Below are 25843 nucleotides of genomic sequence, written 5' to 3'. Positions count from 1 at the left end.
GGGCAGACCGGCTCCAATGAGGTGAGAAGGAAGCTCTCCCATGGCCTTGCGGCTGCCACGGTATCAGGCCGGAATGAGCTCGTGCAGGGTGGCGGGCGTGTAGATCCGCGTCCCCTCCGGGAGATCGGCGGGCGCCTGCAGCCCGATGTACGTGGTGCGCCCCGCCGGGGTGGCCTTGACCCGCAGCAGGTCGGTCAGGTAGCCGACTCTGAGATAGTCCCGCTCCACGATCGAGCGCACGAGCAGTGACGCGGTGAGCCGATTGCCCTCCACCTGGTTGAACGACGGGTGGCCTGACAGGTAGAGGTGCAGCCACTTCACCTGCCAGACACCCTCGTCTCCGCGCAGGAAGACGAGTGGCAGCGCGATGCGGCCGTAGCCGCGCAGGTCGGACTTCATCCGCACGGTGCGCGGCTCGAACGGCCTGCCCTCCTGTGCGGCGTCCCTGGTCATGTAGCCGAAGAACGCCTCGGCGGCCTCGTCGAAGCGCTCTCCGGCGTAGATGTTGACCTGGGGAATGATGATCGGCTGAGTGGCGTCGGAGAGGCGGATGTCGATGAACTCCGAGGCACCGTCGGCCGCGTCGGTGAGGTCGCCCGAGTAGGTCGCGAAGCCGTTGGCGTAGGCCGTCCACGAGATGTGCGTCGGATTGTCGTACGTGGGGTCGAGCATGAGCGCGGACAGGTCGTAGTCGGTGCGCTGCTCGGCCTGGCGCCAGTGCACGAAGAACCTGAGCAGCTCACCGTCCACGGGCGACAGCGAGCCGCGGGGCAGCATGCCGAGGCCGGGCGCGACGGCCTTGCCCGACAGGGGCAGGGCCACGTCGAGCACCGCGGGGTCGACGATCAGCTCGCCGAGGTCGGGCAGGCGGCGAGTGATCTCCGCGTCCAGGATGGCGAGCATCCGGCCGAGAACCTCCTCCCCGAGCGGCGAGCGGACGTCGGGCGTCGTCCAGGCCCTGCCGTACCGGTTGGTGAAGACCCGGTCCGCGGTGGTCCGCCGGTTCTGCAGGTGCTCGCGCAGAGAGAGCAACACCCGGCCGGAGGCGCGCGCGGCGGACTTCTCCGCCGCCTCCAGTACGGCCGGACCGCCCGTGCGCAGCAGCTGGTCGACCCGGCGCAGCAACGCGCCGGGGGTGTTCTCCAGCAGCGAGACGGCTTCCTCGGTACGGCCCGCGGCCAGGGCGGCCTCGACCCGGCTGTCGAAGCTCGTCGCCTTACGCACGCCCCTGGCCACCTCGAAGACCTGGGCGGCCTGCGGGAACTGCGGATACTCGTGCGGATGCAGCCGCTCGCCGAGCCGCTTCCACTGCTCCCGGTGGCGCAGCACGTCGCCGTGCTTGGCAGGGGGCACCGTGTCCAGGGCGGCCAGCAGGACGCGGCGCTCGGCACGGCGGAAGGACCGCAGGCGAGTGGGGGTGGCCAGCGTGACGTCGCCGCCGGAGCAGGCGTGCGCCAGCCGGAGCACATCTGTCACGGTGTCGACGAGCAACGGCTGTCCGGCGGCCAGCCGTACCTCGTTGATGACGGCCCGGTTCTCGCGCACCGGAACGCGCTCGGGCTGGTCGTCGCAGAAGGCCGCCAGTGCACGCAGGGCGGACAGGTCCTCGGCGGCGAGCGGCACCTCGGAACCGGCGAGCGAGAAGTACAGCTCTCGCGCCTCGTCCCGCAGGCTCCCGCCCAGCTCCAGCACGGTCACCCGGTCACCGGCCTGGGAGATCAGCTCGGTGTGCGCGGCCACCAGGTCGGCGTAACTGTGCTGGTAGCCGCCGTATCGCGGCAGGTCAAGCAGGTTGAGCGGGCCAGGCTGGAGCCCGGCGGCGGCGACCGGGTCGAGCATGGCCCCGCGCAGCAGCCCCGCCCAGAACTCCAGGGTGTCCGGAACATTCCGGGGGAAGTCGATGAAGTAGGCGTTGTGCTCGACGTGGTCGCCGACCAGGCGGCGGACCGCGGCCAGGACACGCACGCCCAGATCGACCACCTGCTCGCCGGGCAGCCCGGACAGGCGGTCGATCAACGCCGCCGAGCAGGTGAAGCCGACGCTGAGCAGCGCCGCGTCGAGCTGCCGGGCGGCCACCTCACCCCAGCCGGGCGTGCCGTCCCCCGCCGCGTCGACGGGAACGCGCAGACGCCGGGCAATGATGAGATCATCCACGTAGGCACGATATAGCGTGGATATGCGTGGATCGCCACCCGCGCGGGCCTGGGCGATCCGGTCGTGCTCTTCGTGACTCCTCCCTCCACCCCGTAAACCGGGTGGCTTCTCGCTACGCCGCGCGGGCGTCGCGCAGGACCAGCCCGGCCCTGAGAATGTTGCTCGCCGCGACAACGTCGGCGTTGGCGGCATGACCACAGACCACGCAGACGAAGTCGGCTTGGGTTTTGCGGTTCTCGCCTGACACGTGCCCACAGGTGGGGCAGGTGCGGGAGGTGTCGCGGGGGTTCACCGAGATCACTTCCCGACCGGCGCTTTCAGCCTTGTTGGTGAGGATCGCGAGGAACACCCCCCAACCCGCGTCCAGAATGTTCTTGTTCAGCCCAGCCTTTGCCGCCGACCCGTTCGAGAGGAACACGCCCGCCTGGTCGGGGTCCGGCTTCGGTGCCGGGCTCTTGGTCATGTTGGCGATGCGTAGATCTTCGACCGTGATCACATCCGCCGCGCGGACCAAGGCCAAGGCGGTCTGGTGCGCGTGGTCGGTGCGCCGGCGGCACGAGCGACGGGTACTGGCGCGAGGTCGGTGACAACGAACACGACGGGAAGGCGTTCGTCCTGTGCTCGCGCTCGGCACCTTCGAGAGAGCGGAAGAGCCCGCCTCGACAGTCGTCTGGGCCACAGAGCGATCAGCGCATCGCCCGGTGTTCTCCGGCGGAACAGAGCCACGAAAGGCCCTGTTCCGCAGATCCGCATCAGAATTCGAGCGCACCCGAAGCCAGATCGTCGAAGCGGTCCAGGTCCTCCGCAGGACGATCGATTCCGCGGAGCGGACCGTGCTCGACGAGGTGGGCGTCGGCGTAGAGGCGGGCGATCAAGGCCTTGCGGTCACCGAACCCGGAGCGTTCTTCCCAGCCCGCCTGCTCCAGCAGGAGAGCCGCCGCGTAGACGTCCGCCATGAGCTGGGCCAGAGGGAACAGCCTCGCCTCCGCCGCCACCTGGTCAAGCGATGACCACACGGTGATCGCCTTGCGGAGATCACCGATCCTGGATCGCACAAGATCGACGGTCGCGGGATCGCTCGAAGGAGCCGCCGAGGCAGCGGCCTCCAACCGGTCGAGGAACGGCTCGTGAGCGTTCTCGCGGAGCATGGCCCGCCGTACGTCCAGGCAGAGGATGTTGTCGCCGCCCTCCCAGATCGGGTTGACCTGGGCGTCGCGCAGCAGGCGGGCGACCGGCCACTGCTCGATGTAGCCGTTGCCGCCGTGGATCTCGATCGCGTCGCTGGCGGCGGTCACCCCCAGCCTGGCGGCGCGCAGCTTCACCAGCGCGGGAGCCAGGCGCAGGCGCGGGCCGAGGTGTCCGTCGAAGACGAGCGCCTGGGCGGCCTCGACCTCGACGATGAGCTCGGCCAGCTTGCGCCGCATGAGCGGCTGGTCGATCAGCCGCTTGCCGAACGCCTCACGCGCCGAGGCGTAGCACAGCGATTCGACCAGCGCTCGGCGGGCGACGCCCACACCCATCATCGCGACGCCGAGCCTGGAGGCGTTGGTGAGCTTCATCATCGTGCCGAGCCCGGAACCCGAGCCCGAGCCGGCGAGCAGGAAGGCCTCGGCCCCGGTGAACTCGACCTCGGCCGAGGCGACGGACCTGGTGCCGAGCTTGTCCTTGAGCCTCCTGATCCGCACGCCGTTGCGCGTGCCGTCCCTGCGCTCCCACAGCACGAGGAAGGGCGCCACGTCCCCCGCGGGGAGTCTGGCGAGCACCACGAACGCGGATCCGTTGGCGTTGGAGGCGAACCACTTGAGACCCGTCAGGCTCCAGGCCTCCCCGTCGGGGGTGGCCGCGGCCTCCAGCGCGGCGAGGTCGGAGCCGCCGGTCCGCTCGGTGAACATCTGAGCGGCCTCGCCGGAGTAGAAGCCGTTGGCGAAGATCGTGCGGACTCGTTCGAGGACGTCCGCGGGCGCGTGCTTCTCGGCGAGGGAGACCACCATGTCGCCGCCCGTGCCGAGTGCGCAGCCCATCCCGATGTCGGCCTGGTCGAGCAGGTACGTCCAGGCGACGGACAGCGCGGCGGGGTTCGCGCCGTTCCGCTCCGCGGTCGCGGCGAACTCGGGAGAGGTGAAGTTGTCGGCCATCAGCGCCTCGCGCGCCGACGTGAACGACGGCGGCATGACGACCTGGCTGACGTCGCGGCCCCACTTGTCGTACTTCTCCAGGCGGGGCGGGTTACGGTCGGTCTCCTCCGCGTAGGCGGCGATCGGTCCGCTCATGAGCGCGCCGAGGCGGGACAGGTGGGGTTCGGCCCAGCCGTAGCCCTCTCCGAGGTGACGGCGCATCAGCAGCCGCAGCGAGGGATCGCTCGTCCACCAGTTGCGGCCGGTCGCCCCCTGGTAGCGGGCGGTGTCGTAACGGCCGCTTGAGCCGTCCACGGGTTCGATCAGATAGCTCGCCATTCTCGGAGTGTTACATATAATCGACACGCGATGGAAGACCGTAATACTCTCACCGCCCGCTCCGCCGTCCTGAGCGCGCTGCTCGGCAGCCACCCTCCGCGCCTGCCGAGCAGGGCGCTCGTGCGCGTCGGGGAGGTGTTCGGCATCGCGGAGGGCACCGTGCGGGTGGCGCTGTCGCGGATGGTCGCCGCCGGCGACCTGGTGCAGGACGACGGGCGCTACGAGCTGTCCGAACGGCTGCGCGAGCGGCAGGCCAGGCAGGACGAGAGCCGCTCCCCGCACACCAGGCCGTGGGACGGCACCTGGGAGATCGCGATCGTGACCGCCGAGCGGCGCGCGCCCTCGGACCGGGCGGCGCTGCGGCACACGATGACGGCGCTCCGCCTGGCCGAGCTGCGGGAGGGCACCTGGCTGCGTCCCGCCAACCTGATCAGGCGGTGGCCCGAGATCGTCACCGCCCAGTGCACGCTCGTCGACGGACGGCCGCGGGAGGATCCGACGGCGCTGCTGTGGGACCTGGACGGGTGGGCGGCCGAGGCGCGCCGGCTCGAACGGGTCCTCGGCCAGGCGAAAGGGCTGGCCGAGGGGTTCCTCGTGTCGGCGGCGGTGCTGCGCCACCTGCTGGCCGACCCGCTGCTGCCCGCCGAGCTGCTGCCCGCCGACTGGCCGGGAACGCGGCTGCGGGCCCGCTACGACGACTTCGACCGCGACTACCGGCGGGCGCTCCACGAGCACCTCAACGGCTGACTCCGGCCCTTCCCGCGGTCACGGGCACAGGCTTCTTCGAGAGAACGGCCAGGCGAGCCGGATCGGGCAAGCGGAGAAACCAGGAGCGGGAGTGCCGGGCCGAGCAGACGCCAGGCCGCCCGAGTGGGACACGAGCCATCAGAGGGTCAGAGGTCGACGCCGAAGATGACTCTGCGGTTCCTGAACTCGGTGACGCTCCACAACCGCCGATCCGAGACCGTCAGGTCCTCGGGTCCCACAGGGAACGGCCGGACCGCCACCTGGCCGCCCGAGTCGACGACCAGTCTGCCGTTGGAACGGGCGTCCACGGTCTGGCTGAGGTACCACTTCCCGCGGTAGGACACCGCGCCCTGAATCTTGGGCTGTCCCATCGTGAACGCGTCGAGCGGCACGCCGTCGGTCAGGTCGAGGGCCCACCTGGCGACCTTCCCGGTGGGCACTTCGGCGACGTACTCGCCCGAGATCAGCGTGTGCGGGCTGGTGCTGCGGTCGATCGCGACGAAGGAGAAGTGCACCCCCGGCGTGGCGACCCGCCAGAAGTCGGTCTGCGGGATCACGTACCGGTAGCCGAAGGCGTGGTACCTGCCGTCCGACCGCCCGATGCGCGCCCCGTCGCCCAGGTCGTTCTGGCCGGTCCGCAGGTCGAGGATCTTGCCGAGGTCGAAGACCCGGAGGCCGCGCTTGGTGTCGGCGACGTACAGGTGCTCGCCGTACCACGCGACCCCGCCCGCGTGGATGTTGATCGGCCCGTAGGAGCCGTCGGGCTTGGCCTCCACGAGCAGGGCGTGCTGGTACCGCAGCGTCTGCGGGCTCAGGAACGTCACCCTGATCCCCCGCTCCACCGCGGGGGGTTCGGGCTTGAAGTACCAGCTGGCGACGAAGACCGGGACGCCGACGGAGCCGGAGTCCTCGGCGCAGGTCAGGCCCTGCGGGTACCAATCGGGCGTGTCGTTGTCCTTCTCGTCGAAGGCGTACCACTCGCCGGGCCTCGGCCGCATGGTGCCGAACGCGCCGGCCGCCCCGTTGCGCACCGCCTTCCTGTTGGCCTGGGCCAGTACCGCCTCCACGGGCGTGGCCCCGAGGTCGGCGGCGAGCTTGTCGGCGCCCTCGGCCAGCGTCCCCGTCGCCCGTCGTAGCGTGAAAGCGGCCTTGTCCGCAGGAACCATCATCTTTCCCCTCGCTTTATCCCGTCTTTGGGTTAGTTTGACGGGCGAAAGGGGCAAGTGGTTCGGTTATCGCCACATGTGCACGGGCAATCCCGTCAACGCGTTCTCGTGATACCTGCGCACCAGCGCCTCGGTGTCTCCTCCCAGCTCGGCCAGCGTCTCCCGCTGCCAGACCGCTCCCGTACGGCCCAGCCGTACGCGCTGGGCGATGATGTCGAGGTCGGCGGCGTCGGCCGGGTCGACGCCCGCGCGCAGCAACGCCGCCTTGGCCTCGGGCAGCAGCGACAGCACGAGGTCGGCGGCGAGCACCTCCTTCCCGTCCCAGGTGAGCTTGGCCTGGAGCCCGCGCATGGCGGCGCGGTAGAAGTTCTGGTAGGCGTCGCCGAACGGCCGCCCCGTCAGGTCCCGCTCGGCCAGCGCCAGCGTGAGGCCGAGCAGGAAGGCGGTGTTGGCGGCCATGTCGGCGCAGGTGGGGCCGGCCGGCAGGGCGCGGAACTCGATGCGGAGGTGGCCGCCTGCGGCGGGGTCGTAGACGGGCCTGTTCCACTGCCAGATGGTGCCCAGGTGGAGCCGGAGCTCGGGCAGTTCGCCCTTGTCGGACAGCGCGGGGATGATCGGCTCGTAGTCGCGCACGTACCGCTCGAACAGCTCGATGGCCCCCTCACGCACCCAGTCGGAGCCGAAGGTGACCCGGCCGTCCCTGCGGAAGCGGCGGCCGACGTCACGGTCGTCGGAGGACTCCTCGAACAGCGCGATCCTGGTCTCCTCCCACAGCTGCCTGCCGAGGAAGAGGGGCGAGTTGCCGCAGGCGGCCAGCACGGGACCGATGGCGAGCTGGGCCCCGTTGTAGAGCCTGGCGAAGGCGGCGGCGGGCGTGCGCAGGTGCACCTGCCACGAGGTGTTGGCCGCCTCCAGGATGATGTCCTGCACCTCCAGCTCGAGCTCGTCGATCCGCACGGTGAACGGCTCGAGCCGCAGCCGCCGCATGCCCCTGCCCATCGCGCGGTAGCGGGCCTCGTCGCTGATCGCGGCCTGGGTGAAGTCGCCGGTTCCGAGCGTGGGCAGGATGCCGATGGGCAACGCTCCCCCGTCGACGACCGCGCCGTCGACGGCCTTGAACAGCTCCTGCATCTCGGTCGCGAGGGCCGTGAACGGCCGTCCCGCCAGCGGCAGCGGGGTGAGGTTGGCCTCCACGTTGTAGCGGCCGAGCTCCACGGTCAGGCGCTTGTCCCCCAGTTTGTCGAGCACCTCGGCGTTGCGCGGCAGCGGCCTGCCGCGCTCGTCGATCAGGAAGAGTTCCAGCTCGGCGCCCACCGTGGTGACGCCTTCGCCGAAGCCGGGTCTATCGAGCAGCTCGCGTAGCTCGGCCAGCTGCTCGGTGAGGCGCTCCCCGAAGCGGAGGTAGTCCGCCTCGGAAAAGCGCTCTTTGTCCACATCTTGTCCCATGCCCCGGTTACTGTCCGGTCAGCAGGTGTCCACACCTCACCAGGGAAGTGTCCCCTCGTCCTGCAGGTAGGCGCCGCTCGGGCCGTCGTCGTCCAGGGTGGCCAGGCGAACGGCGATCGCCGCGCCCTGCTCGGCCGTGCGGAAGCCGGTGTGGCCGTTGAGGTCGGTGGCGCAGTAGCCGGGGTTGGCGGCGTTGACCTTGATCGGGGTGTGCCACAGCTCCTTGGCGTACGAGACGGTGATCATGTTGAGCGCGGCCTTGGAGGAGTTGTAGGCCACCAGGTTGAGGGGCCAGAAGGGGCTCTCGGGATCGATCGCCATGGCGATGGAGCCGAGCTCGCTGGACATGTTCACGATCCGCCCCGCCGGCGCGCGCCGCAGCAGCGGCAGCATGGCGTTGGTGACGGTCATGACGCCGAACACGTTGACCTCGTAGACCTGCCTGAGCACGTCGGCGGAGGTGGCGCTGGGACTGGCGTCCTCCTGCCAGACAGCGATGCCCGCGTTGTTCACGAGGATGTCGAGCGCGCCGTACTCCTGCTCGATCCATTTGGCGGCGGCCTGCGCGCTGCCGGGGTCGGTGACGTCGACCCGCACGTACGGCAGGCCGAGTCGTTCGGCGGCGGCCCTGCCACGCTCCTCGTCGCGCGCGCCGACGATCGCGGTGATCCCGCGCTCGCCGAGCTGCCTGGCGATCTCGAAGCCGATTCCCTTGTTGGCGCCGGTGATGAGAGCTGTCGTCATGGGGTCAACGCTGGTCCGGCCGCCGGGCGGGCGGGAGAGACCCCGTGAGGCTGGGATCGGCGGTACCACCCACGGCTCGGCGAGGTGGGCGAGACTGGCGTCATGAACCGTGACGAGCTGGCCGGATTCCTGCGCAGCCGCCGCGCGCGGGTGACACCCCGCGAGGTGGGCCTGCCCGAGGGGGAGCGCCGCCGTACCCCGGGACTGCGCCGCCAGGAGGTCGCCCAGCTGGCGGGCATGTCGATCGACTACTACATCCGCCTGGAGCAGGGCAGGGGCCCGTACCCCTCGCGGCAGGTGCTCAACGCGCTGGCCAGGGCGCTGATGCTGTCGGCCGACGAGCGCGCCCACCTGTTCCACCTGGCGGGACAGGCGCTGGAGCCGGCGCGGCTGCGCGCCGACGTGCCGCCCTCGATCCTGCACCTGATCGCCTTCCTGGAGGAGGTGCCCGCCTACGTGCTCGACGCGAAGTACGACATCCTGGCGTGGAACCCCCTGGCCGGCGCCCTCATGGGCGGCCTGGACACCCGGCCCCCCGAAGACCTGAACGTCATCCGCTGGGTCTTCCGCTCCCCCGACCTGGCCGAGCACCTGAGTGACGAGGAGAAGGGCCGCTTCGCCCGCGCCTCGGTCGCCGACCTGCGCTGGGCGGCGGGCCGCTACCCGGACGACGCCGGCATCCAGGCGCTGGTCGCCGAGATGCTGGCGCTCAGTCCCGAGTTCGCCGCGCTGTGGGCCGAGCACGAGGTGAAGCCGCGCAGGGAACAGCGCAAGCAGATCACCCACCCCGCCGTCGGGGTGATCGACGCGATCTGCCAGGTCCTGCCGGTGCCCGACAGGGAGGACCTGCGGCTCGTCCTCTACACCACCGAACCTGGCTCCCCCTCCCACCAGGCCTTGCGCAGGTTGCGGGAGGTGACTCTAAGCTCATGAGATGCGCGCGGTGACGTTTGACCTGTTCGGCGGCGAGCTCGACCTGCGAGAGCTGCCCGATCCCTCTCCCGCATCCCATGGCGTCGTGATCAGGGTGGCCGCCACGGGCCTGTGCCGGAGCGACTGGCACGGGTGGCAGGGCCACGACCCCGACATCAAGGCGCTGCCACACGTGCCCGGCCACGAGCTGGCCGGCGTGGTGGCGGCCGTCGGCGCCGACGTGCGCCGGTGGCGCGAGGGCGACAGGGTGACCGTCCCCTTCATCTGCGCCTGCGGCTCCTGCGCCGCCTGCGCGGCGGGAGAGCAGCAGGTGTGCGAACGGCAGACGCAGCCGGGCTTCACCCACTGGGGCTCCTTCGCCGACTCCGTCGCGATCGACCACGCCGACGTCAACCTCATCGCGCTGCCCGAGGAGATGGACTTCACCACGGCCGCCGGCCTCGGCTGCCGCTTCGCCACCGCGTTCAGGGCGGTCGCCCACGTCGGCGCGGTGCGGCCGGGCGAGTGGGTGGCGGTGCACGGGTGCGGCGGTGTCGGGCTGTCCGCTGTCATGATCACCACTGCCGCGGGCGCCCGCGTCGTGGCCGTCGACGTCAGCGGCGACGCGCTGCAGCTGGCCGAGCGCGCGGGCGCCACCCACTTCGTCAACGCCTCGTCGGGTGACGCGGCCGACCAGGTCAGGGAGCTGACCAGGGGCGGCGCCCACGTCTCCCTCGACGCGCTGGGCAGCCCGCAGACCGCGGCCGCCTCGATCGAGAGCCTGCGCCGCAGGGGCCGCCACGTGCAGGTGGGCCTGCTGCCGGGCGAGAACACGCCGCTGCCGATGGGCAGGGTGATCGCGCACGAGCTGAGCCTGCTGGGCAGCCACGGCATGGCCGCGCACGCCTACGGGCCGATGCTGGAGCTGATCAGGGCCGGCACGCTCCACCCCGACCAGCTCGTCACCCGCACGATCGGCCTGGCCGACGCGGGCAAGGCGCTCGCCTCGATCGGCTCGGTGCCGGGCGTGACGATGATCGTGCCCTGAGTGTTCAGGTCACAGCTCGCGTACCCGCATCCGCCCTCCCCACCGGCTGATCGCCTCGTCGTCGGCGAAGGCGAGCGCGCGCATCATGTTGCCGCCGTCGGTGCTCTCCACCGCGCGCCGGAGCCTGGCGCGCAGCGGTCCGGGCAACTGCGAGGTGCCCGCCTCGATCGTGTCGCCGTAGTGCGGCGCGTAGGCCACCCCTCTGAACCCGGTACGGCCGAGCAGCGTGGGCAGCGTGCTGGAGGAGTAGAACATCAGGTGGTTCTTGGTGAACCCGCTCCACGCCGACTCGTAGGCCTTGAGCAGCAGCGATCCCGCGTTCACGGTGAGTATCAGCAGCACCCCGCCGGGCGCGAGCAGCCTCCTGAACCGCTCGAAGTCCTCGAGCGGCCTCGGCAGGTGCGCCAGCACCGACCACAGCGTGATCACGTCGAACCCGCCCGCGGCGATCTCGGGCACGTCCTCGGGCGCGCCGAAGTAGGCTCTGGCCTTCGTCAGCCTGGCGTTGGCCTGCTCGACGGAGTCGGGTGAGAGGTCCACGCCCACCGCGTCGAAGCCGCGCTCCTCGGCCAGCTCCAGGAACAGGCCCGCGCCACAGCCGAAGTCGAGCAGCCGCCGTCCCTCGCCTTGCTCGAACACCGGCGCGAAGGCGTCCATGGTGAGCCGGTAGCGGCGCTGCCTGTTGGCGGCGTAGCTGCCGGTCAGGAAGCTGCTGTAGGAGTGGGCGTACAGGTCGCCGAGCCGTTCGGGCCTGATGTTGGGGTTGCGGTAGAGGAAGCCGCACGAGGGGCAGCGCACGACGTGGTAGCGCCAGCCGCCGCCTCCTGTCGGCTCGTACAGGGGTTGCTGGCGCGAATCCCCGCACATCATGCAGGAGACGAACTCCTCGATCTCGCCGAGCGGGACCGTGCGTTCGTACTCCTCCAGGGACATCACGCGCGCCCCTTTGAGCTTCAGGCGCCACTGCGCCTCACGCATCAGGCGCTCGCCGGGCCGGACATAGACCCGCTGTCCCCACGGCACCTTGTTGTAACGAGATCCGAACAGCAACCTGGCGGCTGTGCGCTTGACCGAGACCATCGACACCTCACTTGGGTTCGTTCTGATCCTCTTTGAACGCCTACCAGGCACCCATAAAGTGACATTCATGGACTACACACGGCTTGGCAACACCGGACTGAAAGTTTCCAGGATCTGCCTTGGCATGATGAGTTACGGCGATCCGAAGGAATTGGACTGGGTGCTCCCGGAGGAGACGGCCGAGCCCATCGTGCGGAGGGCGGCCGAGGCCGGCGTCACCTTCTTCGACACCGCCGACGTCTATACCGCGGGCGCCAGCGAGGTCGTGACCGGCCGGCTGCTCAGGAAGATCTTTCCCCGGCGCGAGGACTACGTCCTGGCCACGAAGGTGTACTTCCCCGTCGGCACGGCGGTGAACGACAGGGGCCTGTCGCGCAAGCACATCCATGCCGCCATCGACGCCTCCCTGGAGCGGCTCGGCACCGACTACGTGGACCTGTACCAGATCCACCGGTGGGACGACGAGACGCCCATCGAGGAGACCATGGAGGCGCTGCACGAGGTGGTGAAGGCCGGCAAGGCCCGCTACATCGGCGCCTCCTCGATGTGGGCGTGGCAGTTCGCCAAGGCCCAGCACGTGGCCGCGGCGAACGGCTGGACCCGCTTCGTCTCGATGCAGCCGCACTACAACCTCCTCTACAGGGAGGAGGAGAGGGAAATGCTGCCGCTCTGCGCGGACCAGGGCGTCGGAGTGATCCCGTGGAGCCCGCTGGCGCGCGGCACGCTGGCCCGCGCGGGCCGGTCGGGCGAGGGCACCGCCCGCAGCGGCTCCGACGGCAGGATCGACTACCTGTACGACCCGGAGAACGACGCGCTCATCCTGGACAGGGTGGCCGAGGTGGCGCGCGAGCGGGAACTGCCCGCCGCCCAGGTGGCGCTGGCGTGGCTGCTCGGCCAGCCGGGTGTGACGGCCCCGATCGTGGGCGCGACCAAGGACCGGCACATCGACGACGCGGTGGCCGCGGTCTCGGTCGCGCTCACCGAGAAGGAGCGCGCCTACCTCGCCGAGCCGTACCGCCCGCGTGAGGTGCGCTTCTGACCGATGGACGGCGCGAGCCGGGCCGCTCGTGAGCGGCCCGGCTCGCGGAGCTGGCGGCGTGGGCGAGGGGGGACGCCCACGCAGCCCGTCTACGGGGTGCGGACCTTCGCCGAGGACGAGGTCCAGAACAGCGCCCTGGCGACCTGCGGGAACAGGCCCTTGGGGTGGTTGCGGAACATCGGCTCGGTGCCGAAGAGCACCACGGAGGCGCCGCGCTCGTCCCTGCCGCTGACCACCGCGGCCTGGCCTCTGGCCGCCTCGGGACCGCCGCTGCCGTCGCGGGGCTCGGCCCTCCAGTGGCCCGACACGAGCGGCCCCTCGGTGGCGTAGGCCTGCTCGACCTTCACCTCGGGCCCGAGCGCGGTGAACCAGCGCGGGGAGAAGACGAACGAGTGCGCGGGCGAGCCGGAGCCGACCGGGCCCGTGGTGGAGGCGACCTTGACCACGCCGTTGGCGTCGCCCCTGCCCGCGACCGCGGTGGCGGTCAGCAGTCCCGCCGCGGCGTTGAAGGCGGCGCCGGTGCCGCCGCGGGTGACCACGCCACCCCTGGCCAGGAAGGCGTCGAGCGCCGTCCTCGCCGCGGGGTTGAGCGCGCCGTAGGACAGGCCGCTGGAGACGAACAGCACGTCGGTGCCGCTCCAGTCGAACCCGGCGTTGAGCACGGCGGTCGAGACCGGCGTGACGGCGAAGCCCAGCTCGCGCAGCGTGAACAGCTCGTCGGCCGAGACGGCGGCGGCGATCCTGACGCTGGACAGCGGGGTGCCCGTGGTCGAGGCGGCCCTGGTGAACGGCACGCCGTACCTGTCGGCCACGGTCTTGGCCGCCTCCCGCGCGGAGGCCGGCACGACGGCGCCGCCGTCGGCCGCGAGGGTGACGGCCACGCCCTGTCCGAGCAGGTCGTTGAGCGCCCGCACCGCCTTGGCGTCGTCGATCCTCAGCGAGAGCGGGCCGTCTCCGCGCGGGACCGAGCCGGTGGGCGAGGCGACCTTCACGGGCTGGGACGCCACGTGGAAGCGCCGCTCGGTGATCGGCTCGACCGTCGCGCCCCACAGCAGGCCGTGGCTCCAACCGGAGATGTCGTACATCGCGTCGACCCTCGGGCTGATGTCCGCGCCCGGCTCCAGCATGACGTTGGCCAGGCCGCGCTTGGGCTGGCGCATGTCCACGACGTAGGTGCCCTGCGGGTAGGTCCTGCCCCCGGCCCTGAACGGCAGCAGCGCCCGCTCGACCGCCACGTCGTTGGCGACGAGGAAGTCCACCAGGGTGGCGGCCGAGGGGGTGCCCGACGGGATGGCGTAGGCGCGCGGGTAGGTGGTGGTGTAGACGTCCTCGGGCCCGAAGCCTGGCACGATGCCGAGCGGCACCTCCTTGGACGGCTCGCCCGCCGCGCCCCGCCTGAACACCTCGATCTGGTCGGCGACCAGCTTGTCCCTGTTGTTCTGGACGAAGGTGTAGGTGGCCCTGATGGCGGCCGAGGCGATGTCGACGTTGATGCGGCTGCGCCGCTGCAGCTCGGCGGGGGGCTGCTCGGTGTAGTCGCGGCCGTTGACCCGCATCGGGAACTCGATGGTGTGCGAGGCGACCGCGCCGTGGAAGGGGGCGTACTGCGGGGTGAAGATCGGCGGCCAGTCGTCCCAGCCCTCTTCCGAGTCGCGGAAGGGGATCTGCGGCGGGAAGGTGCCGTCCTTCTCCGGGGTGTAGCCGAGCGCGAGGATGGCCTGCTCGATGCCGAGCGCGTTGGCGTAGGCGTTCTTGATGAACAGGTCGTACTCGTAGTTGGCGCCGTGCGGCGGGGTGGTCGGCTCGACCAGGGTGCCGTTGACGTAGCCGTGCAGGTCGATCATGACCACCGGCTGGTTGTCGATCATGATCTGGCGCATCGCGCGCGTCTCGGGCTGCGAGGCGGTGACGAAGTCGCGGTTGAGGTCGAAGCCGTTGCCGTTGGGCCGCTGGCCGAGCACCCTGCCGTCGGGGTTGGCGGTGATGTTGAAGTACAGCCGCGTCTTGGCGAGCAGGTCCTTGATCTGGGGAGAGGTGCTGGTGGCCAGCTCCTCGATGACGCGCAGGTTGGCGTCGGTCCCCTCCCACTCGTTGCCGTGGATGTTGCCGTTGATGAAGACGGGCGCCTTGTACGTCTCGACCGGGATCGGGTGACCGCTCTCGATCCGCCGGCGCAGCTGCTCCTGCCTGCGCGTCTCCGAGGCGCTCTCAGGTGCGGTGACGGTGACGAGGTACATGTCGCGCCCGCCCGCCGAGCGGCCGATCACCTCGGCGCTGACCCGGTCGCCCACGGCCTGCAGCTGGTTGAGCCTGGCCGCGATGGCGTGGTGCGGGACGAGACCGAGCTTGATGGAGGCGTCGGCGGGGTTCTCCTGCGGGACGGGAAGCGTGGTCCTGCGCGGGTAGCCGCGCGTGTGGTCGGGGCGCCACGACAGCTCGGGGGCGGCCTCGCGCAGGATCTTGGCGGCGGACTCACCGACCCCCGCGGCCTCTTCGTTGCGGTCGGCGCCGTTGCCGAAGTCGCGCACCGGCGGTGTGGGATCGGCGGTGGCCGTGCCCGCGGGCACGAGCAGGACGGACAGCAGAGGGATCAGGACACGTAAGCGCACGGAATTCCTCCAGAAGGTTCAGATCCGTTCGTACTGATAGCACCTGACACAGCACAAGGGGTGACATCCAATCCACGCCGATCCGTGATCTGGAAGTGTCGGAGCCTTCCCCTACGCTGGCCCCATGGCACGGGCTAACGACGAGGCGGCTGCCGCTCTCCAGGAATACTCAGAGTTGTTCGCGCTCACCGGCGGTGACGCCTTCAGAGTGCGCAGCTACCAGAAGGCGGCCAAGGCGATCGCCGGGTTCCCCGAGGACATCTCGCAGGTCGACGTGCGCAGCGTGCCCGGGGTGGGCGAGGCGATCGCGCTGAAGATGGAGGAGTTCCTCCAGCGCGGGAGCTTCCGCCAGCTCGACGCGCTGCGCGGCAAGGTGCCCGAGGGCGTGCGCCGGCTGACCCGCGTGCCGTCGCTGGGGCCGAAGACGGCGATCATGCTGTTCGAGGAGTTCGGCATCGACTCCCCTGCCGCGCTGGCCGAGGCGATCGCCGAGGGCAGGCTCGAGGGCGTCAAGGGGCTGGGGCCCAAGACGCTGGCCAACCTGGTGAAGGGCGTCGAGCAGCTCGAGCAGTCCGGGCGCAGGGTCCACATCGGGGTGGCGATGTCGCTGGCCGAGACCGTCATGGCATCGCTGAGCGCCGAGCGGCTGGCCTACGCGGGGTCGCTGCGGAGGATGAAGGACACGATCGGCGACATCGACATCCTCGCCGTGGCGCCTGAGTCGATCATGGAGGAGTTCAGGGCGCAGCCGTACGTCGCCGAGGTGATCGCGGCGGGCGAGAAGAAGACCTCGATCCGCACGACCAGCGGCATGCAGGTCGACCTGCGCAGGGTGCCCGCCGAGTCGTGGGGCGCGGCGCAGATCTACTTCACCGGCTCCAAGGAGCACAACGTCACCATCCGCGAGATGGCGGTGAAGAAGGGCTGGAAGCTGTCGGAGTACGGCCTGTTCGAGGGCGAGCGGGTGATCGCCTCACGGACCGAGGAGGAGATCTACGCCGCGCTCGGCATGCAGTGGGTGCCGCCCACGATGCGCGAGGACGGCGGCGAGGTGCGGGCCGCGTTGCGCGGCGAGCTGCCCGAGCTGGTCCGGCTCGAAGACCTGCGCGGCGATCTCCACACCCACACCAACCTGACCGACGGCATCGCCTCGCTGGAGGAGATGGTGGCGGCCGGCCACGCGCTCGGCTACGCCTACTACGCGGTCACCGACCACGCGCCCGATCTGGCCATGCAGCGGATGACCCTCGACAAGGCCCTCGACCAGCGCGGGGCGCTGATGGAGCTGCAGCGCAGGTATCCCGGCATGCGGCTGCTGCACGGCACCGAGCTCAACATCGCCCCCGACGGATCGGTCGACTGGCCCGGCGAGGTGCTGAAGGGGTTCGATGTGTGCGTGGCCTCCGTCCACTCGCACTTCACCCAGTCGCGCGAGGAGATGACGCGGCGCTTCATCGCCGCCTGCGAGAACCCCTACGTCGACATCATCGGCCACCCCACCACTCGCAAGATCGGCAAGCGTCCGTCCGTCGACGCCGACTGGGAGGCCGTCTTCCGCGCCGCGGCCCGCACCGGCACCGCGATGGAGATCGACTCCTATCCCGACCGCTCCGACCTGCCGTCCGACCTGGTCAGGCTGGCCAAGCACCACGGGGTGAAGTTCTCCGTCGACAGCGACTCCCACGCCATCCCGCACCTGCGCCACCAGCGTTTCGGCATCGGCATCGCCCAGCGGGCGTGGCTGACCCAGGACGACGTGATCAACACCTGGCCGATCGAGCGCCTCCTAGCCTTCTTCGGCCGCTAGACTCCTCCCCAAAAGTGAAAATCATTTCCACTTGAGGGGATGGCCATGACGCCCGAGCTCGCCCAGGTGTGGCTGGAGCGCTGGGACGCCCAGCAGGAGCGCTACGTCGCCGACAGGGAGGCGCGGTTCGCCGCGATCGGGGAGGTGGTGGCGCAGGCGGTGCCCGGCTCTCCCCTGGTACTCGACCTCGGCTGCGGCCCTGGCTCCCTGTCGGTACGGCTGGCGCGGCGCCTGCCGTCCGCCGAGGTCGTCGGTGTGGACGTCGACCCGCTGCTGCTGGCCCTCGGCACGGCGGGCTACCCGGAGATCTCCCGCCTCGTCGACGCCGACCTGCGCGCGCCCGGCTGGCCGGCCGCGCTCGGGCTCGACCGCAAGGTCGACGCGGTGGTGTCGACGACCGCGTTGCACTACCTGCCGAAGGAGCAGCTCGGCGCCCTCTACGCGGAGCTGGCGGGCCTGCTGCGGCCGGGCGGGGTGCTGGTCAACGCCGACAACGTCCTGGAGGAGCAGCCCACCGTCGCCACGCTGGCCGCGGCGCTGCGCCGCACCAGGACAGCCGAGGGGGAAGACTGGTCGGGCTGGTGGCGGGCGATCGAGGCCGAGCCCGCGCTGGCCGATCTGGTCGCCGAGCGCAGGCGCCGGCTCGGCTCCCATGGCGGCGACCACCACCTGCCGCTGCGGACGCACCGCGAGCTGCTGTGGAACGCCGGGTTCAGCGAGGCGGGCACCGTGTGGCAGACGGGCGACGACGTCATCCTGGTGGCCGTGCGCTGAGGATTAGCCATTTAATTGGTAGGGAATACCGGCTATATGAGGCCGGCCACGGAGACCATCGTCAAACCCCTGCCCTCCCACCTGTTCACCCGCCACGAAGGCAACGCCGAGACCCGCTGGGAGGCGATGGCGGGGCAGGGCTACCACACCCCCATCGACCGCTTCTTCGTCCGCAACCACACCGCGACCCCGCGCCTCGACGCGGCCACCTGGCGGCTGCGCCTGCACGGCCGGGGCCTGCGGCGCGACATCGAGCTCGGCTACGACCAGCTGCGCGCGCTGCCGGCCCGCACCGCGGACGTCACTCTGGAGTGCGCGGGCAACGGGCGCCGCTTCTACGACAGCCAGCAGCACGAGGCCGTCCCCGGCATCCCGTGGGGGCTGGGCGCGGTCGGAGTGGCGCGCTGGCGCGGCGTGCCGCTCCGTGACCTGCTGACCATGGCAGGGCTCAGGGACGGCGCGGTCGACGTCCTGGCCACCGGGCTCGACGCGCCGTACGTGCACGAGGGCGAGAACCTCGGCCACGTGCGCCGCCCGATCCCGGTGCGCAAGGCGCTGGACGACGTGCTCGTGGCGTACGAGATGAACGGCGAGCCCCTTCCCATGGACCACGGATTTCCCGCCCGTCTCATCGTTCCCGGCTGGGCCGGAATCGCCTCGGTGAAATGGCTCGGCGACCTCGAGGTTTCGACCACGGAGTTGCGCACGCCATGGAACACGCTGTTTTACCCGGGCGTGACCACCATGACGGTGAAAAGCGCTTTCGAACTGCCGTGGCCGGCCACGCTCGAAGCGGGGCGGCGGCACGAGCTGCGCGGCAGGTCGTGGTCGGGCAACGGACGCGTCGCGCACGTCGAGGTGAGCGCCGACAACGGCGCCACCTGGCACCCGGCCGGCCGCCGTGGTCCCCGGCGCGACGCGTGGCTGACCTGGGGAATCGCCTGGACGCCGCGCGAGGAGGGTGCGCACGTCCTGCTCGCCAGAGCCGTCGACGAGAGCGGCGCGGGACAGCCTCCGCGCCGCGCGAGACACCCCTTCGGATACCACTTCGACGCCGTCGTCCGGCACCCGGTTCTGGTTACCAGAGGATAGGGAATTATCACTTCGGGCGGCTGAGCTGCACGGTCATAAAAGCCATCCAGAATCTTGGGAAGCGCCCTGGAATTCATCTGAAAGACTCTCGCAGAAACGTACTCGCAATCCTGGCGGGTCACGATGGCACCACCGCGGAAGGGGAGGCCCGATGTCGCAGTTGACCGCGCTCGACGCGCAGTTCCTGAGTGCCGAGTCCGCCACGACCGCCGCGCACGTCGCGGGGGTGGCCGTCCTCGACCCCAGCTGCGCACCGTCGGGCACGATCACGCGCGAGCGGCTGGCGGCCCTGCTGCTGGAGCGGATGCACCTGTCGCCCGCGCTGAGCCTGCGCGTGGCCGAAGTGCCGTTCGGCCTCGACCGCCCCTACTGGGCGCCCGACCCCGCCTTCTCCATCGACCACCACCTGTTCGAGACGGAGCTCGACGCGCCGGGCGGCGACCGGCAGCTGGCCGAGACCGTCGCCCGCCTCCACGCCCGCCATCTCGACCGCGATCATCCGCTGTGGGAGATGCACCTGATCACCGGGCTGTCCGGCGGCAGGGTCGCGGTCTACACCAAGGTCCATCACGCGGCCATCGACGGGGTCTCGGGCGCGGAGACGCTGGCCACGCTGCTCGACCTCTCTCCCGAGCCGCGGTCGGTCGCGCCGCCCTCGTGCCCGCCGCCGCAGCCGCCACACCTGCTGGACATGCTGGCGGGCGCCGCCGTCCGCACGGTGACCCAGCCCGTGCAGGCGATGCGTTCGCTGGTGAGGGCGGCCGGTGACCTCGACGCGATCCCTGTGGTCGCCACGCTGCCCGGTTCCAAGCTGATCGCCAGGGCGGCCCGCCTCGTCAGCGGCGACGAGCGGCCCCGCCCCGACCTGCCCTCGCTGGCCGTCCCGCGCACCCCGCTGAACGGGCCCATCAGCGGCGAGCGCAGGTTCGCCTACGGCTCGGTGCCGCTGAAGGAGGTCAAGCACGCCGCCAAGTGCTACGGCATGAGCGTCAACGACATCGTCATGGCCTTGTGCGCGTCGGCGCTGCGGGCCTGGCTCGACGAGCGCGACGCGCTGCCGGACCAGCCGCTGATCGCCGCGGTGCCGGTGGCGGTGCGCGCGGCGGGCGCGAAGGACTGCGCGCGCAACCAGATCTCCACCATGATCATCCCAATGCCCACACACGTCGCCGACACGCGCGAGCGGCTGCGGGCGACGGCCGAGGCGACGAGCGCCGCCAAGCGCAGGTTCGCGATGTCGCCCGCCACCTGGCTCCACGAGCTGTGCGCGATGCTGCCCGCGCCGATCTCCGCGCTCACCCCCGCGGTGTTCAGGCTGGCCTCCGTGGCGTTCCCGCCGATCAACCTGATCATCAGCAACGTGCCGGGGCCGCAGTTCCCGCTGTACCTGTGCGGCGGGCGGGTGCTGTCGTACTACCCGATGTCGGTGCTGACGGACCTGAGCGGCGGGGTCAACATCACCTGCTTCTCCTACGACGGCGCGCTCGACTTCGGCGTCGTGGCCTGCCCCGAGCACGTGGACGACGTGTGGCGGCTGATGCACCACCTGCGTGCCGCGATGGACGACCTCACCCTCCTGACGAGGGATCTCGCGCCCGTCTAGGGGCCCGCGGGCGGGCAGCCGGTCTCGGCCGGCCGGCCGTCCTCGATCGCCAGGAGGGGCGCGCCGACGAGCCGGCGCAGCGCCTTCCGCACCACGGCGCCCTCTCCGGCGTCGAGGCCGGCCAGCAGCCGGTCCTCGATGGCCTCGATGTCGCCGCGGGCGGCCTTGAGCGCGCGGCCGCCCTGGGGCGTGACCTCGATGATGCGCGCCCTGCGGTCCGCCGGGTCCGGCCGGCGCGCCACCAGCCCCGCGCCTTCGAGCTCGTCGAGGATGGCCACCAGCTTGCTCTTGTCGACCGACACCGCCTGGGCGAGGGCGAGCTGCGTGCGGGCGGGGGCCTCGACGATCGCCATCAGCACGGTGTAGCCCCAGAGGCTCATGCCGTGCTCCCTGACCACCGCGCTCTCGGCTGTGGCCAGGCCCTGCTTCAACCGGGCGAACAGCCAGTGCAGGTCCTCGTGCAGCCAGCTGCCGGTCGAGTCTTCGGAGGCGGAGGAGGCGGTCATGGCCTCCATGGTAGCAAGGACCAATCTTCTTGACTTCAAATCATCTGGACCTATATTGATTTCAATCTCCAATCGTTTGAAGTTGAGAGGAAATCATGGACACCGAGCTCAGGGACCGCGTGGTCCTCGTCACGGGCGGCTCGACCGGGATCGGCGCGGCGACCGCTCGCGCCTACGGCCGCGAGCGCGCCAGAGTGGCGATCACCTACCGGGCCAACAGGGACAAGGCTGAGAAGGTGGCGGCGGACGTCGAGGCCGCGGGCGGGCAGGCGTACGTCGTGCGGCTCGACCTCGAGGACCTGCCGAGCGTCGGCCTGGCCGTCGAGGCGGTCGAGGCGCACTGGGGCGCGATCGACGTCCTGGTCGCCAACGCCGTCCGCTGGGGCGGGGACGGCCCGCCCGACCCCAGCGTCCGGTTCGAGGACGTGCCGCTGGCGGAGTGGGAGGCGATGATCAACGCCAATCTCGTCGGAGCGGCGGCGGCGGTCAGCGCGGTCCTTCCCGGCATGCGCGCCAAGGGATGGGGCCGCATCGTGCTGATCTCCTCGGGCGTCGCGGAGGACGGACTGCCGGGACCCGGCCCCTACGGGACCGCCAAGTCCGGCCTGTACGGCCTGGCCCGCAGCCTCGCGTGGAACGGCGGCAGGGACGGGATCCTGGTCAACGTCGTGGCCCCCGGCCTCACCCTGACCGACAGCCGCCCGCCCATCCCGTCGTCCATCCTCGACGCCCTCGCCGCCGCCACGCCCACCCGCAGGCTCTCCGACGCCGACGACGTGGCCAGGATCGTGGCGTTCCTCGGCTCGGCCGCCAACGGCAACCTCACCGGCGAGCTGATCAGGGACGGTTCGTCGGCCGCGCGCGCCCCGCACATCGGCGGATAGCGGGCCCGCGGCCGGGCGGGGTCAGGCGAGGGAGTGGGCGATGAGGTCGGCCACGGCGTCGGGATCGATCTGGTGCCCGGTGAGCTGGCACAGGTTCTCCTGGTAGAGCAGCACCGCGGCGAACGTCGCCGCGGCCACCTCGAGCCGCGCCCGGTCACCCCTCGCCCCCGGCAGCGCCAGCTCCAGCGCGAACCTGGAACGCCCGATCAGCTCTCCGTTCAGCCGCCCCAGCCGCTCGCGCACCGAGCCGTGGGTGTCGGCCTCCCTGAACAGGATGCGCCGCATCGCCGGCGAGGCCCGCAGCGGCAGCCGCCGGGCGAGCCTGGACAGCGTGCCGGCCGCGTCGCCGGGCACCGCTTCGACCTCGCGCCCCTCCTCCACCAGCGTCCGCTCGTCGACCAGGGCCACCAGGACGTCGATCTTGCGGGGGAAGTAGTGGAACAGCAGGCCCTTGGGGACCTTCGCCAGCTTGGCGATCAGCGAGGTCGGCGTCGCGGCGTAGCCCCCTCCCGCGAACAGCTCCTCCGCCGCGTCGAGGATCCGGGTGCGTGAGTCGCCGTCGGGGAAGTCCTTGACGGTGGGGCCGGAGCGGGCCTCGTCGGGGCGCGGTGACGTCTGGTCCACAGCCCGAACGATAGCCGGGGCCTCGCCGCGCAGGACCTGCCGTCAAGGGGAGATCACCGTACGTGAGAGAATCAGGTATCGTTTGAGACATTTATGTCGCAAGTGAGACGGGGATGTCTTGATGGCAGTGACCGAGGAGCAGATCGTCACGGCGGCGATCCACCACCTCAACGCCCACCCCACCGCCTCCATGGCCGAGCTGGCCGAGGCGGCGGGGGTCAGCAGGGCCACCCTGCACCGCCACTTCTCCAGCCGCGACGACCTGCTCATCGCCCTCGGGCGGCGGGCGCTGGAGCGCTGGGAGCAGGTGCAGGACACGGTCGACCTCGCGGCCGCCGCCCAGGAGAGCGACCCCGCGCGGCTGACCGCCACCCTGCGCGATCTCCTCGTCAGCCTGGTCGACATGGCCGACGAGCACGGGTTCGCGCTGACCGACCCGGCCATGGAGGTCGACCCCGGCCTGCTGCGCAAGTTGGAGGAGCTGGAAGGGCGGGAGATGGCGCTGTTCGGTGCCGCTCAGCGGGCCGGGGTGCTGCGCGCCGACCTGCCGGTGCGGTGGGTGAGCAACGCGGTGTACGGCCTGCTCGTCGCGGTGAGGGAGAGCCTGCGCCGAGGCGACGTGGCCAGAAGGGACGCCGCGGGGCTGCTCGTCGACACCTTCCTGAGGGGCATGGGCCGATGACCCAGGTGCAGGAGAGCGGCCGGTTGAGCCGCGGACGGCGGTGGGCGGCCCTGGCCGTCCTGTCGGCGAGCCTGCTGCTCGTCGTCATGGACATGACGATCCTCAACGTGGCGCTGCCCGCCATCTCCGAGGATCTGCGGCCGGACGCCATCGAGCTGCTGTGGATGGTCGACGCCTACTCGCTGGCCGTCTCGGGACTGCTCGTCACGATCAGCGCCCTGGGCGACCGCTGGGGCCGCAGGAAGATGCTGATCAGCGGCTTCGCGCTGTTCGGCGCGGCGTCGGTCGCGGTGGTGTGGGCGAAGGACCCGGCCGCCCTCGTCGCGCTGAGGGCGCTGCTCGGCGTGGGCGGCGCGATGATCATGCCGTCCACGCTGTCCATGATCCGCACCCTGTTCACCGACCCGAGGGAGCGGGCCACCGCGCTCGGGATCTGGTCGGCGATGGCCGCCCTCGGCGCCGCGCTCGGCCCGATCCTGGGCGGGCTGCTGCTGGAGGCGTTCAGCTGGCACGCCGCGTTCCTGGTGAACGTGCCGGTGATGGCCGTCGCGATCGTGGCGGGGCTGATGCTGCTGCCCGAGTCGCGCAACCCGAATCCTGGCCGGTGGGACGCCCTCGGCACCCTGCTGTCGATCGCCGGCATGGTCGCCCTCGTCTACGGCATCAAGCACGCCGGCGACGCGGGCGGCTGGGTCGCGCTGGCCGCGGCCGCCGTCCTGCTGGGCTGGTTCGTCAGGCGCTGCCTGACCAGGAAGGACCCGCTACTGGAGATCAGGCTGTTCGGCAGCCCCGCCTTCAGCGCGGGCACGGTCGCCGCACTGACCACCTCGATCGCCATGGCCGCGATGATGCTGCTGCTGGCGCAGTGGATGCAGCTGGTGCAGGGCTACTCGCCGCTGGAGACGGGCGTGCGGATGCTGCCGACCGCGCTCGGCGCGTTCGTGCTGTCGCCGCTGGCGCCGGCGCTGGCGGCCAGGATCGGCGCGCGCACCGTGCTGGCGGGCGGCCTGCTGGTGGCCGGAGCGGGCTTCCTGGTGCTGTTCGCCGCGCCGAGCCCGCTCGGTTACGGCCCCGTCGCCCTATCTCTGCTCCTGGTCGGCGCGGGCATGGGCTCCCTGGCGATCGCCTCCGCGGTGATCATGGCGGGCTCGCCACCGGAGAAGGCGGGCAGCGCGGCCGCCATCGAGGAGACGAGCTACGAGCTCGGCGGCACGCTGGGCGTGGCGGTGCTCGGCAGCCTCGCCGCGGCCTTCTACCGGGCCCGGCTGACGGTCCCTGAAGGCATGCCCGCGCAGGCCGTGGAGGAGTCTCTCGGCGGAGCCCTGGAGGCCGCGCGGGAGGCGGGCGCGGCGGGGGCCGAGCTGGCCAGGCAGGCGCAGGCCGCCTTCACCGAGTCGCTCGCGGTCACGGGAGCGGCCGGAGCGGCGTTGATGCTGGTCGCGGGTCTCGCCGTCTGGTGGCTGACACCCAGGGCGCTGAGCCTCAGCGAGCACCGATAGCGCGCATCAGCGTGGGATAGGCGCGGTGCAGCTCCCGCTGCCAGTAGGCGTGATCGTGCCTGCCCCGGTAGAAGTGCGTCTGTACGGCGATGCCGAGCTCGTCGAGCCTGGCGGCGAAGGCCCTGCCCGCCTTGCCCGCCAGGTGCTCGGCGGGGTCATCCCACAGCTCCGCCGTGCCCGAGGCCACCACCAGGCGCACCCCCCTGAGCCGTTCGGCCTGGTGGTAGGGGTTGTGCGCGCGCCAGACCGCGCGCTGGTCGTCGGGGTCGCCCCAGACGCGCTTCCAGTCGGTGCCGAGGCAGCCGAACGTGGTGCCGGCCATGACCGCCTGCGGCACTCCCGGAGCCAGGATGTGGACCGCCCCGCTGAAGGAGGCGGCGGCCTGGAAGTAGCCCTCGGCCGCGTAGAGCATCGCGCCCTGCCCGCCCATCGAGTATCCGGCGACGGCCCGCCGCCCGCTCGCCCGATAGCGGGCCTCCAGCAGCGGAAGCAGCTCCTTGAGGTGGTAGGTAGCCCACCGGGGCGGCCCGCCGTTTCCGCCGTTCCACCAGTCGGAGTAGCTGCCGCACCTGCCGCCGTCGGGCATGACCACGATGACGCCGGTGTCCTCGGTGAGGCGGTCGACGTCGGTCCTGGAGGTCCACGAGGTGTAGCCGTCGAATCCGCCGTGCAGCAGCCACAGCACCGGCCAGGTCCGGCCGGCCTCGCGCGACCAGCCCTTGGGCAGCAGCAGCCGGACCCTGGTGGTGGCCCCGAGGGCCGCCGAGTCGATCGTGAGCTCCATGCGGCGATCGTCGAGCCGCCGCTCGGTGACCGCGAGCCGGTCCTCCTGGACCGGCGGCCGATGTTCCTGGACCGGCCCGTCGCGGTTGACCAGCACGGCGGCGGCGACCGCGACCAGCAGCACGAGCAGGCCGCCCGCCACCAAGACCCTGGCCGCCATCCGGCCTCCCTATGAGACCCGCGCATAATAG

General features: G+C 71.2%; 22 protein-coding genes. 11 read left to right on the top strand and 11 right to left on the bottom strand.

Annotated features, from left to right (window positions below; translation table 11 throughout):
- Positions 1-63 precede the first annotated feature (63 nt).
- The 3 genes from H4W81_RS07485 to H4W81_RS07475 all read right to left on the bottom strand — a co-directional run bounded on the left by H4W81_RS07485 (position 64) and on the right by H4W81_RS07475 (position 4607).
- Positions 64-2154 (bottom strand): TerD family protein, encoded by a 2091-nt coding sequence (locus H4W81_RS07485; RefSeq protein WP_318781587.1) that lies wholly within the window; start codon positions 2152-2154, stop codon positions 64-66.
- A 112-nt stretch (positions 2155-2266) separates the two neighbouring features.
- Positions 2267-2788, bottom strand: a complete 522-nt coding sequence (locus H4W81_RS48395) for an RNA-guided endonuclease InsQ/TnpB family protein (RefSeq protein ID WP_318782493.1) — start codon at positions 2786-2788, stop codon at positions 2267-2269.
- Positions 2789-2906: 118 nt separating this feature from the next.
- Positions 2907-4607, bottom strand: a complete 1701-nt coding sequence (locus tag H4W81_RS07475; RefSeq protein ID WP_192774113.1) for an acyl-CoA dehydrogenase family protein — start codon at positions 4605-4607, stop codon at positions 2907-2909.
- Between the two features lie 30 nt (positions 4608-4637).
- On the opposite strand from H4W81_RS07475, the gene H4W81_RS07470 reads away from it, so the two are divergent.
- The gene (locus tag H4W81_RS07470; protein WP_192774112.1) at positions 4638-5354 is read left to right on the top strand and encodes a PaaX family transcriptional regulator C-terminal domain-containing protein; all 717 of its coding nucleotides are present in this window, start codon (positions 4638-4640) and stop codon (positions 5352-5354) included.
- 146 nt (positions 5355-5500) lie between these two features.
- Here H4W81_RS07470 and H4W81_RS07465 read toward each other — a convergent pair whose 3' ends face one another.
- The 3 genes from H4W81_RS07465 to H4W81_RS07455 form a co-directional block, all read right to left on the bottom strand.
- Positions 5501-6523, bottom strand: a complete 1023-nt coding sequence (locus H4W81_RS07465) for a hypothetical protein (protein WP_192774111.1) — start codon at positions 6521-6523, stop codon at positions 5501-5503.
- A 63-nt stretch (positions 6524-6586) separates the two neighbouring features.
- Positions 6587-7966 carry a glutamate-cysteine ligase family protein gene (locus tag H4W81_RS07460; RefSeq protein WP_192774110.1) on the bottom strand — a complete coding sequence of 460 codons (1380 nt, stop codon included), beginning with the start codon at positions 7964-7966 and terminating at the stop codon, positions 6587-6589.
- 36 nt (positions 7967-8002) lie between these two features.
- Positions 8003-8710, bottom strand: coding sequence for an SDR family oxidoreductase (locus H4W81_RS07455; protein WP_192774109.1), 708 nt, complete (start codon positions 8708-8710; stop codon positions 8003-8005).
- A 102-nt stretch (positions 8711-8812) separates the two neighbouring features.
- Between H4W81_RS07455 and H4W81_RS07450 the strand changes: the two genes are divergently transcribed.
- Together H4W81_RS07450 and H4W81_RS07445 are read left to right on the top strand one after the other, a co-directional pair.
- On the top strand, positions 8813-9643 hold the full coding sequence (locus tag H4W81_RS07450) for a helix-turn-helix transcriptional regulator (RefSeq protein WP_192774108.1): 831 nt from the start codon (positions 8813-8815) through the stop codon (positions 9641-9643).
- Position 9644: 1 nt separating this feature from the next.
- On the top strand, positions 9645-10670 hold the full coding sequence (locus H4W81_RS07445) for a zinc-dependent alcohol dehydrogenase family protein (protein ID WP_192774107.1): 1026 nt from the start codon (positions 9645-9647) through the stop codon (positions 10668-10670).
- A 9-nt stretch (positions 10671-10679) separates the two neighbouring features.
- On the opposite strand, the gene H4W81_RS07440 is transcribed toward H4W81_RS07445, so the two are convergent.
- The gene (locus H4W81_RS07440) at positions 10680-11750 is read right to left on the bottom strand and encodes a class I SAM-dependent methyltransferase (protein ID WP_192774106.1); all 1071 of its coding nucleotides are present in this window, start codon (positions 11748-11750) and stop codon (positions 10680-10682) included.
- A gap of 67 nt (positions 11751-11817) precedes the next feature.
- Here H4W81_RS07440 and H4W81_RS07435 point away from each other — a divergent pair, with 67 nt between their 5' ends.
- On the top strand, positions 11818-12789 hold the full coding sequence (locus H4W81_RS07435; RefSeq protein ID WP_192774105.1) for an aldo/keto reductase: 972 nt from the start codon (positions 11818-11820) through the stop codon (positions 12787-12789).
- An 89-nt stretch (positions 12790-12878) separates the two neighbouring features.
- Here H4W81_RS07435 and H4W81_RS07430 read toward each other — a convergent pair whose 3' ends face one another.
- The gene (locus H4W81_RS07430; protein WP_318781586.1) at positions 12879-15398 is read right to left on the bottom strand and encodes a M14 family zinc carboxypeptidase; all 2520 of its coding nucleotides are present in this window, start codon (positions 15396-15398) and stop codon (positions 12879-12881) included.
- Positions 15399-15522: 124 nt separating this feature from the next.
- On the opposite strand from H4W81_RS07430, the gene polX reads away from it, so the two are divergent.
- From polX to H4W81_RS07410, 4 genes are all read left to right on the top strand, one after another.
- Entirely contained in the window at positions 15523-17205 is a 1683-nt protein-coding gene (gene polX, locus H4W81_RS07425; protein WP_192774104.1) for a DNA polymerase/3'-5' exonuclease PolX, read from the top strand.
- A 45-nt stretch (positions 17206-17250) separates the two neighbouring features.
- The gene (locus H4W81_RS07420) at positions 17251-17979 is read left to right on the top strand and encodes a class I SAM-dependent methyltransferase (protein ID WP_225958498.1); all 729 of its coding nucleotides are present in this window, start codon (positions 17251-17253) and stop codon (positions 17977-17979) included.
- Positions 17980-18015: 36 nt separating this feature from the next.
- Complete coding sequence (locus tag H4W81_RS07415) at positions 18016-19071, top strand: sulfite oxidase (protein ID WP_192774102.1); 1056 nt, start codon at positions 18016-18018, stop codon at positions 19069-19071.
- Positions 19072-19222: 151 nt separating this feature from the next.
- Positions 19223-20674, top strand: coding sequence for a WS/DGAT/MGAT family O-acyltransferase (locus H4W81_RS07410; RefSeq protein ID WP_192774101.1), 1452 nt, complete (start codon positions 19223-19225; stop codon positions 20672-20674).
- Here H4W81_RS07410 and H4W81_RS07405 read toward each other — a convergent pair.
- Positions 20671-21180, bottom strand: a complete 510-nt coding sequence (locus H4W81_RS07405; RefSeq protein WP_192774100.1) for a MarR family winged helix-turn-helix transcriptional regulator — start codon at positions 21178-21180, stop codon at positions 20671-20673. The two genes, H4W81_RS07410 and H4W81_RS07405, sit on opposite strands and share 4 nt — an antisense overlap.
- A 95-nt stretch (positions 21181-21275) precedes the next feature.
- Between H4W81_RS07405 and H4W81_RS07400 the strand changes: the two genes are divergently transcribed.
- On the top strand, positions 21276-22064 hold the full coding sequence (locus H4W81_RS07400; protein WP_192774099.1) for an SDR family NAD(P)-dependent oxidoreductase: 789 nt from the start codon (positions 21276-21278) through the stop codon (positions 22062-22064).
- 21 nt (positions 22065-22085) lie between these two features.
- On the opposite strand, the gene H4W81_RS07395 is transcribed toward H4W81_RS07400, so the two are convergent.
- Positions 22086-22688, bottom strand: coding sequence for a TetR/AcrR family transcriptional regulator (locus H4W81_RS07395; protein ID WP_192774098.1), 603 nt, complete (start codon positions 22686-22688; stop codon positions 22086-22088).
- A 121-nt stretch (positions 22689-22809) separates the two neighbouring features.
- On the opposite strand from H4W81_RS07395, the gene H4W81_RS07390 reads away from it, so the two are divergent.
- Positions 22810-23370 (top strand): TetR/AcrR family transcriptional regulator, encoded by a 561-nt coding sequence (locus H4W81_RS07390; protein WP_192774097.1) that lies wholly within the window; start codon positions 22810-22812, stop codon positions 23368-23370.
- The gene (locus H4W81_RS07385) at positions 23367-24869 is read left to right on the top strand and encodes an MFS transporter (RefSeq protein WP_192774096.1); all 1503 of its coding nucleotides are present in this window, start codon (positions 23367-23369) and stop codon (positions 24867-24869) included. The genes H4W81_RS07390 and H4W81_RS07385 overlap by 4 nt, the downstream gene beginning before the upstream one ends.
- Here the strand turns inward: H4W81_RS07385 and H4W81_RS07380 are convergent.
- On the bottom strand, positions 24853-25812 hold the full coding sequence (locus H4W81_RS07380; RefSeq protein WP_192774095.1) for an alpha/beta hydrolase: 960 nt from the start codon (positions 25810-25812) through the stop codon (positions 24853-24855). The genes H4W81_RS07385 and H4W81_RS07380 overlap by 17 nt on opposite strands.
- Between the last annotated feature and the right edge of the window lie 31 nt (positions 25813-25843).

The organism is Nonomuraea africana (genome assembly GCF_014873535.1).
Classification (GTDB): Bacteria; Actinomycetota; Actinomycetes; order Streptosporangiales; family Streptosporangiaceae; genus Nonomuraea; species Nonomuraea africana.
The sequence above is the reverse complement of the archived record's forward strand: the minus strand, read 5'-3'. Positions and strand labels throughout refer to the sequence as shown.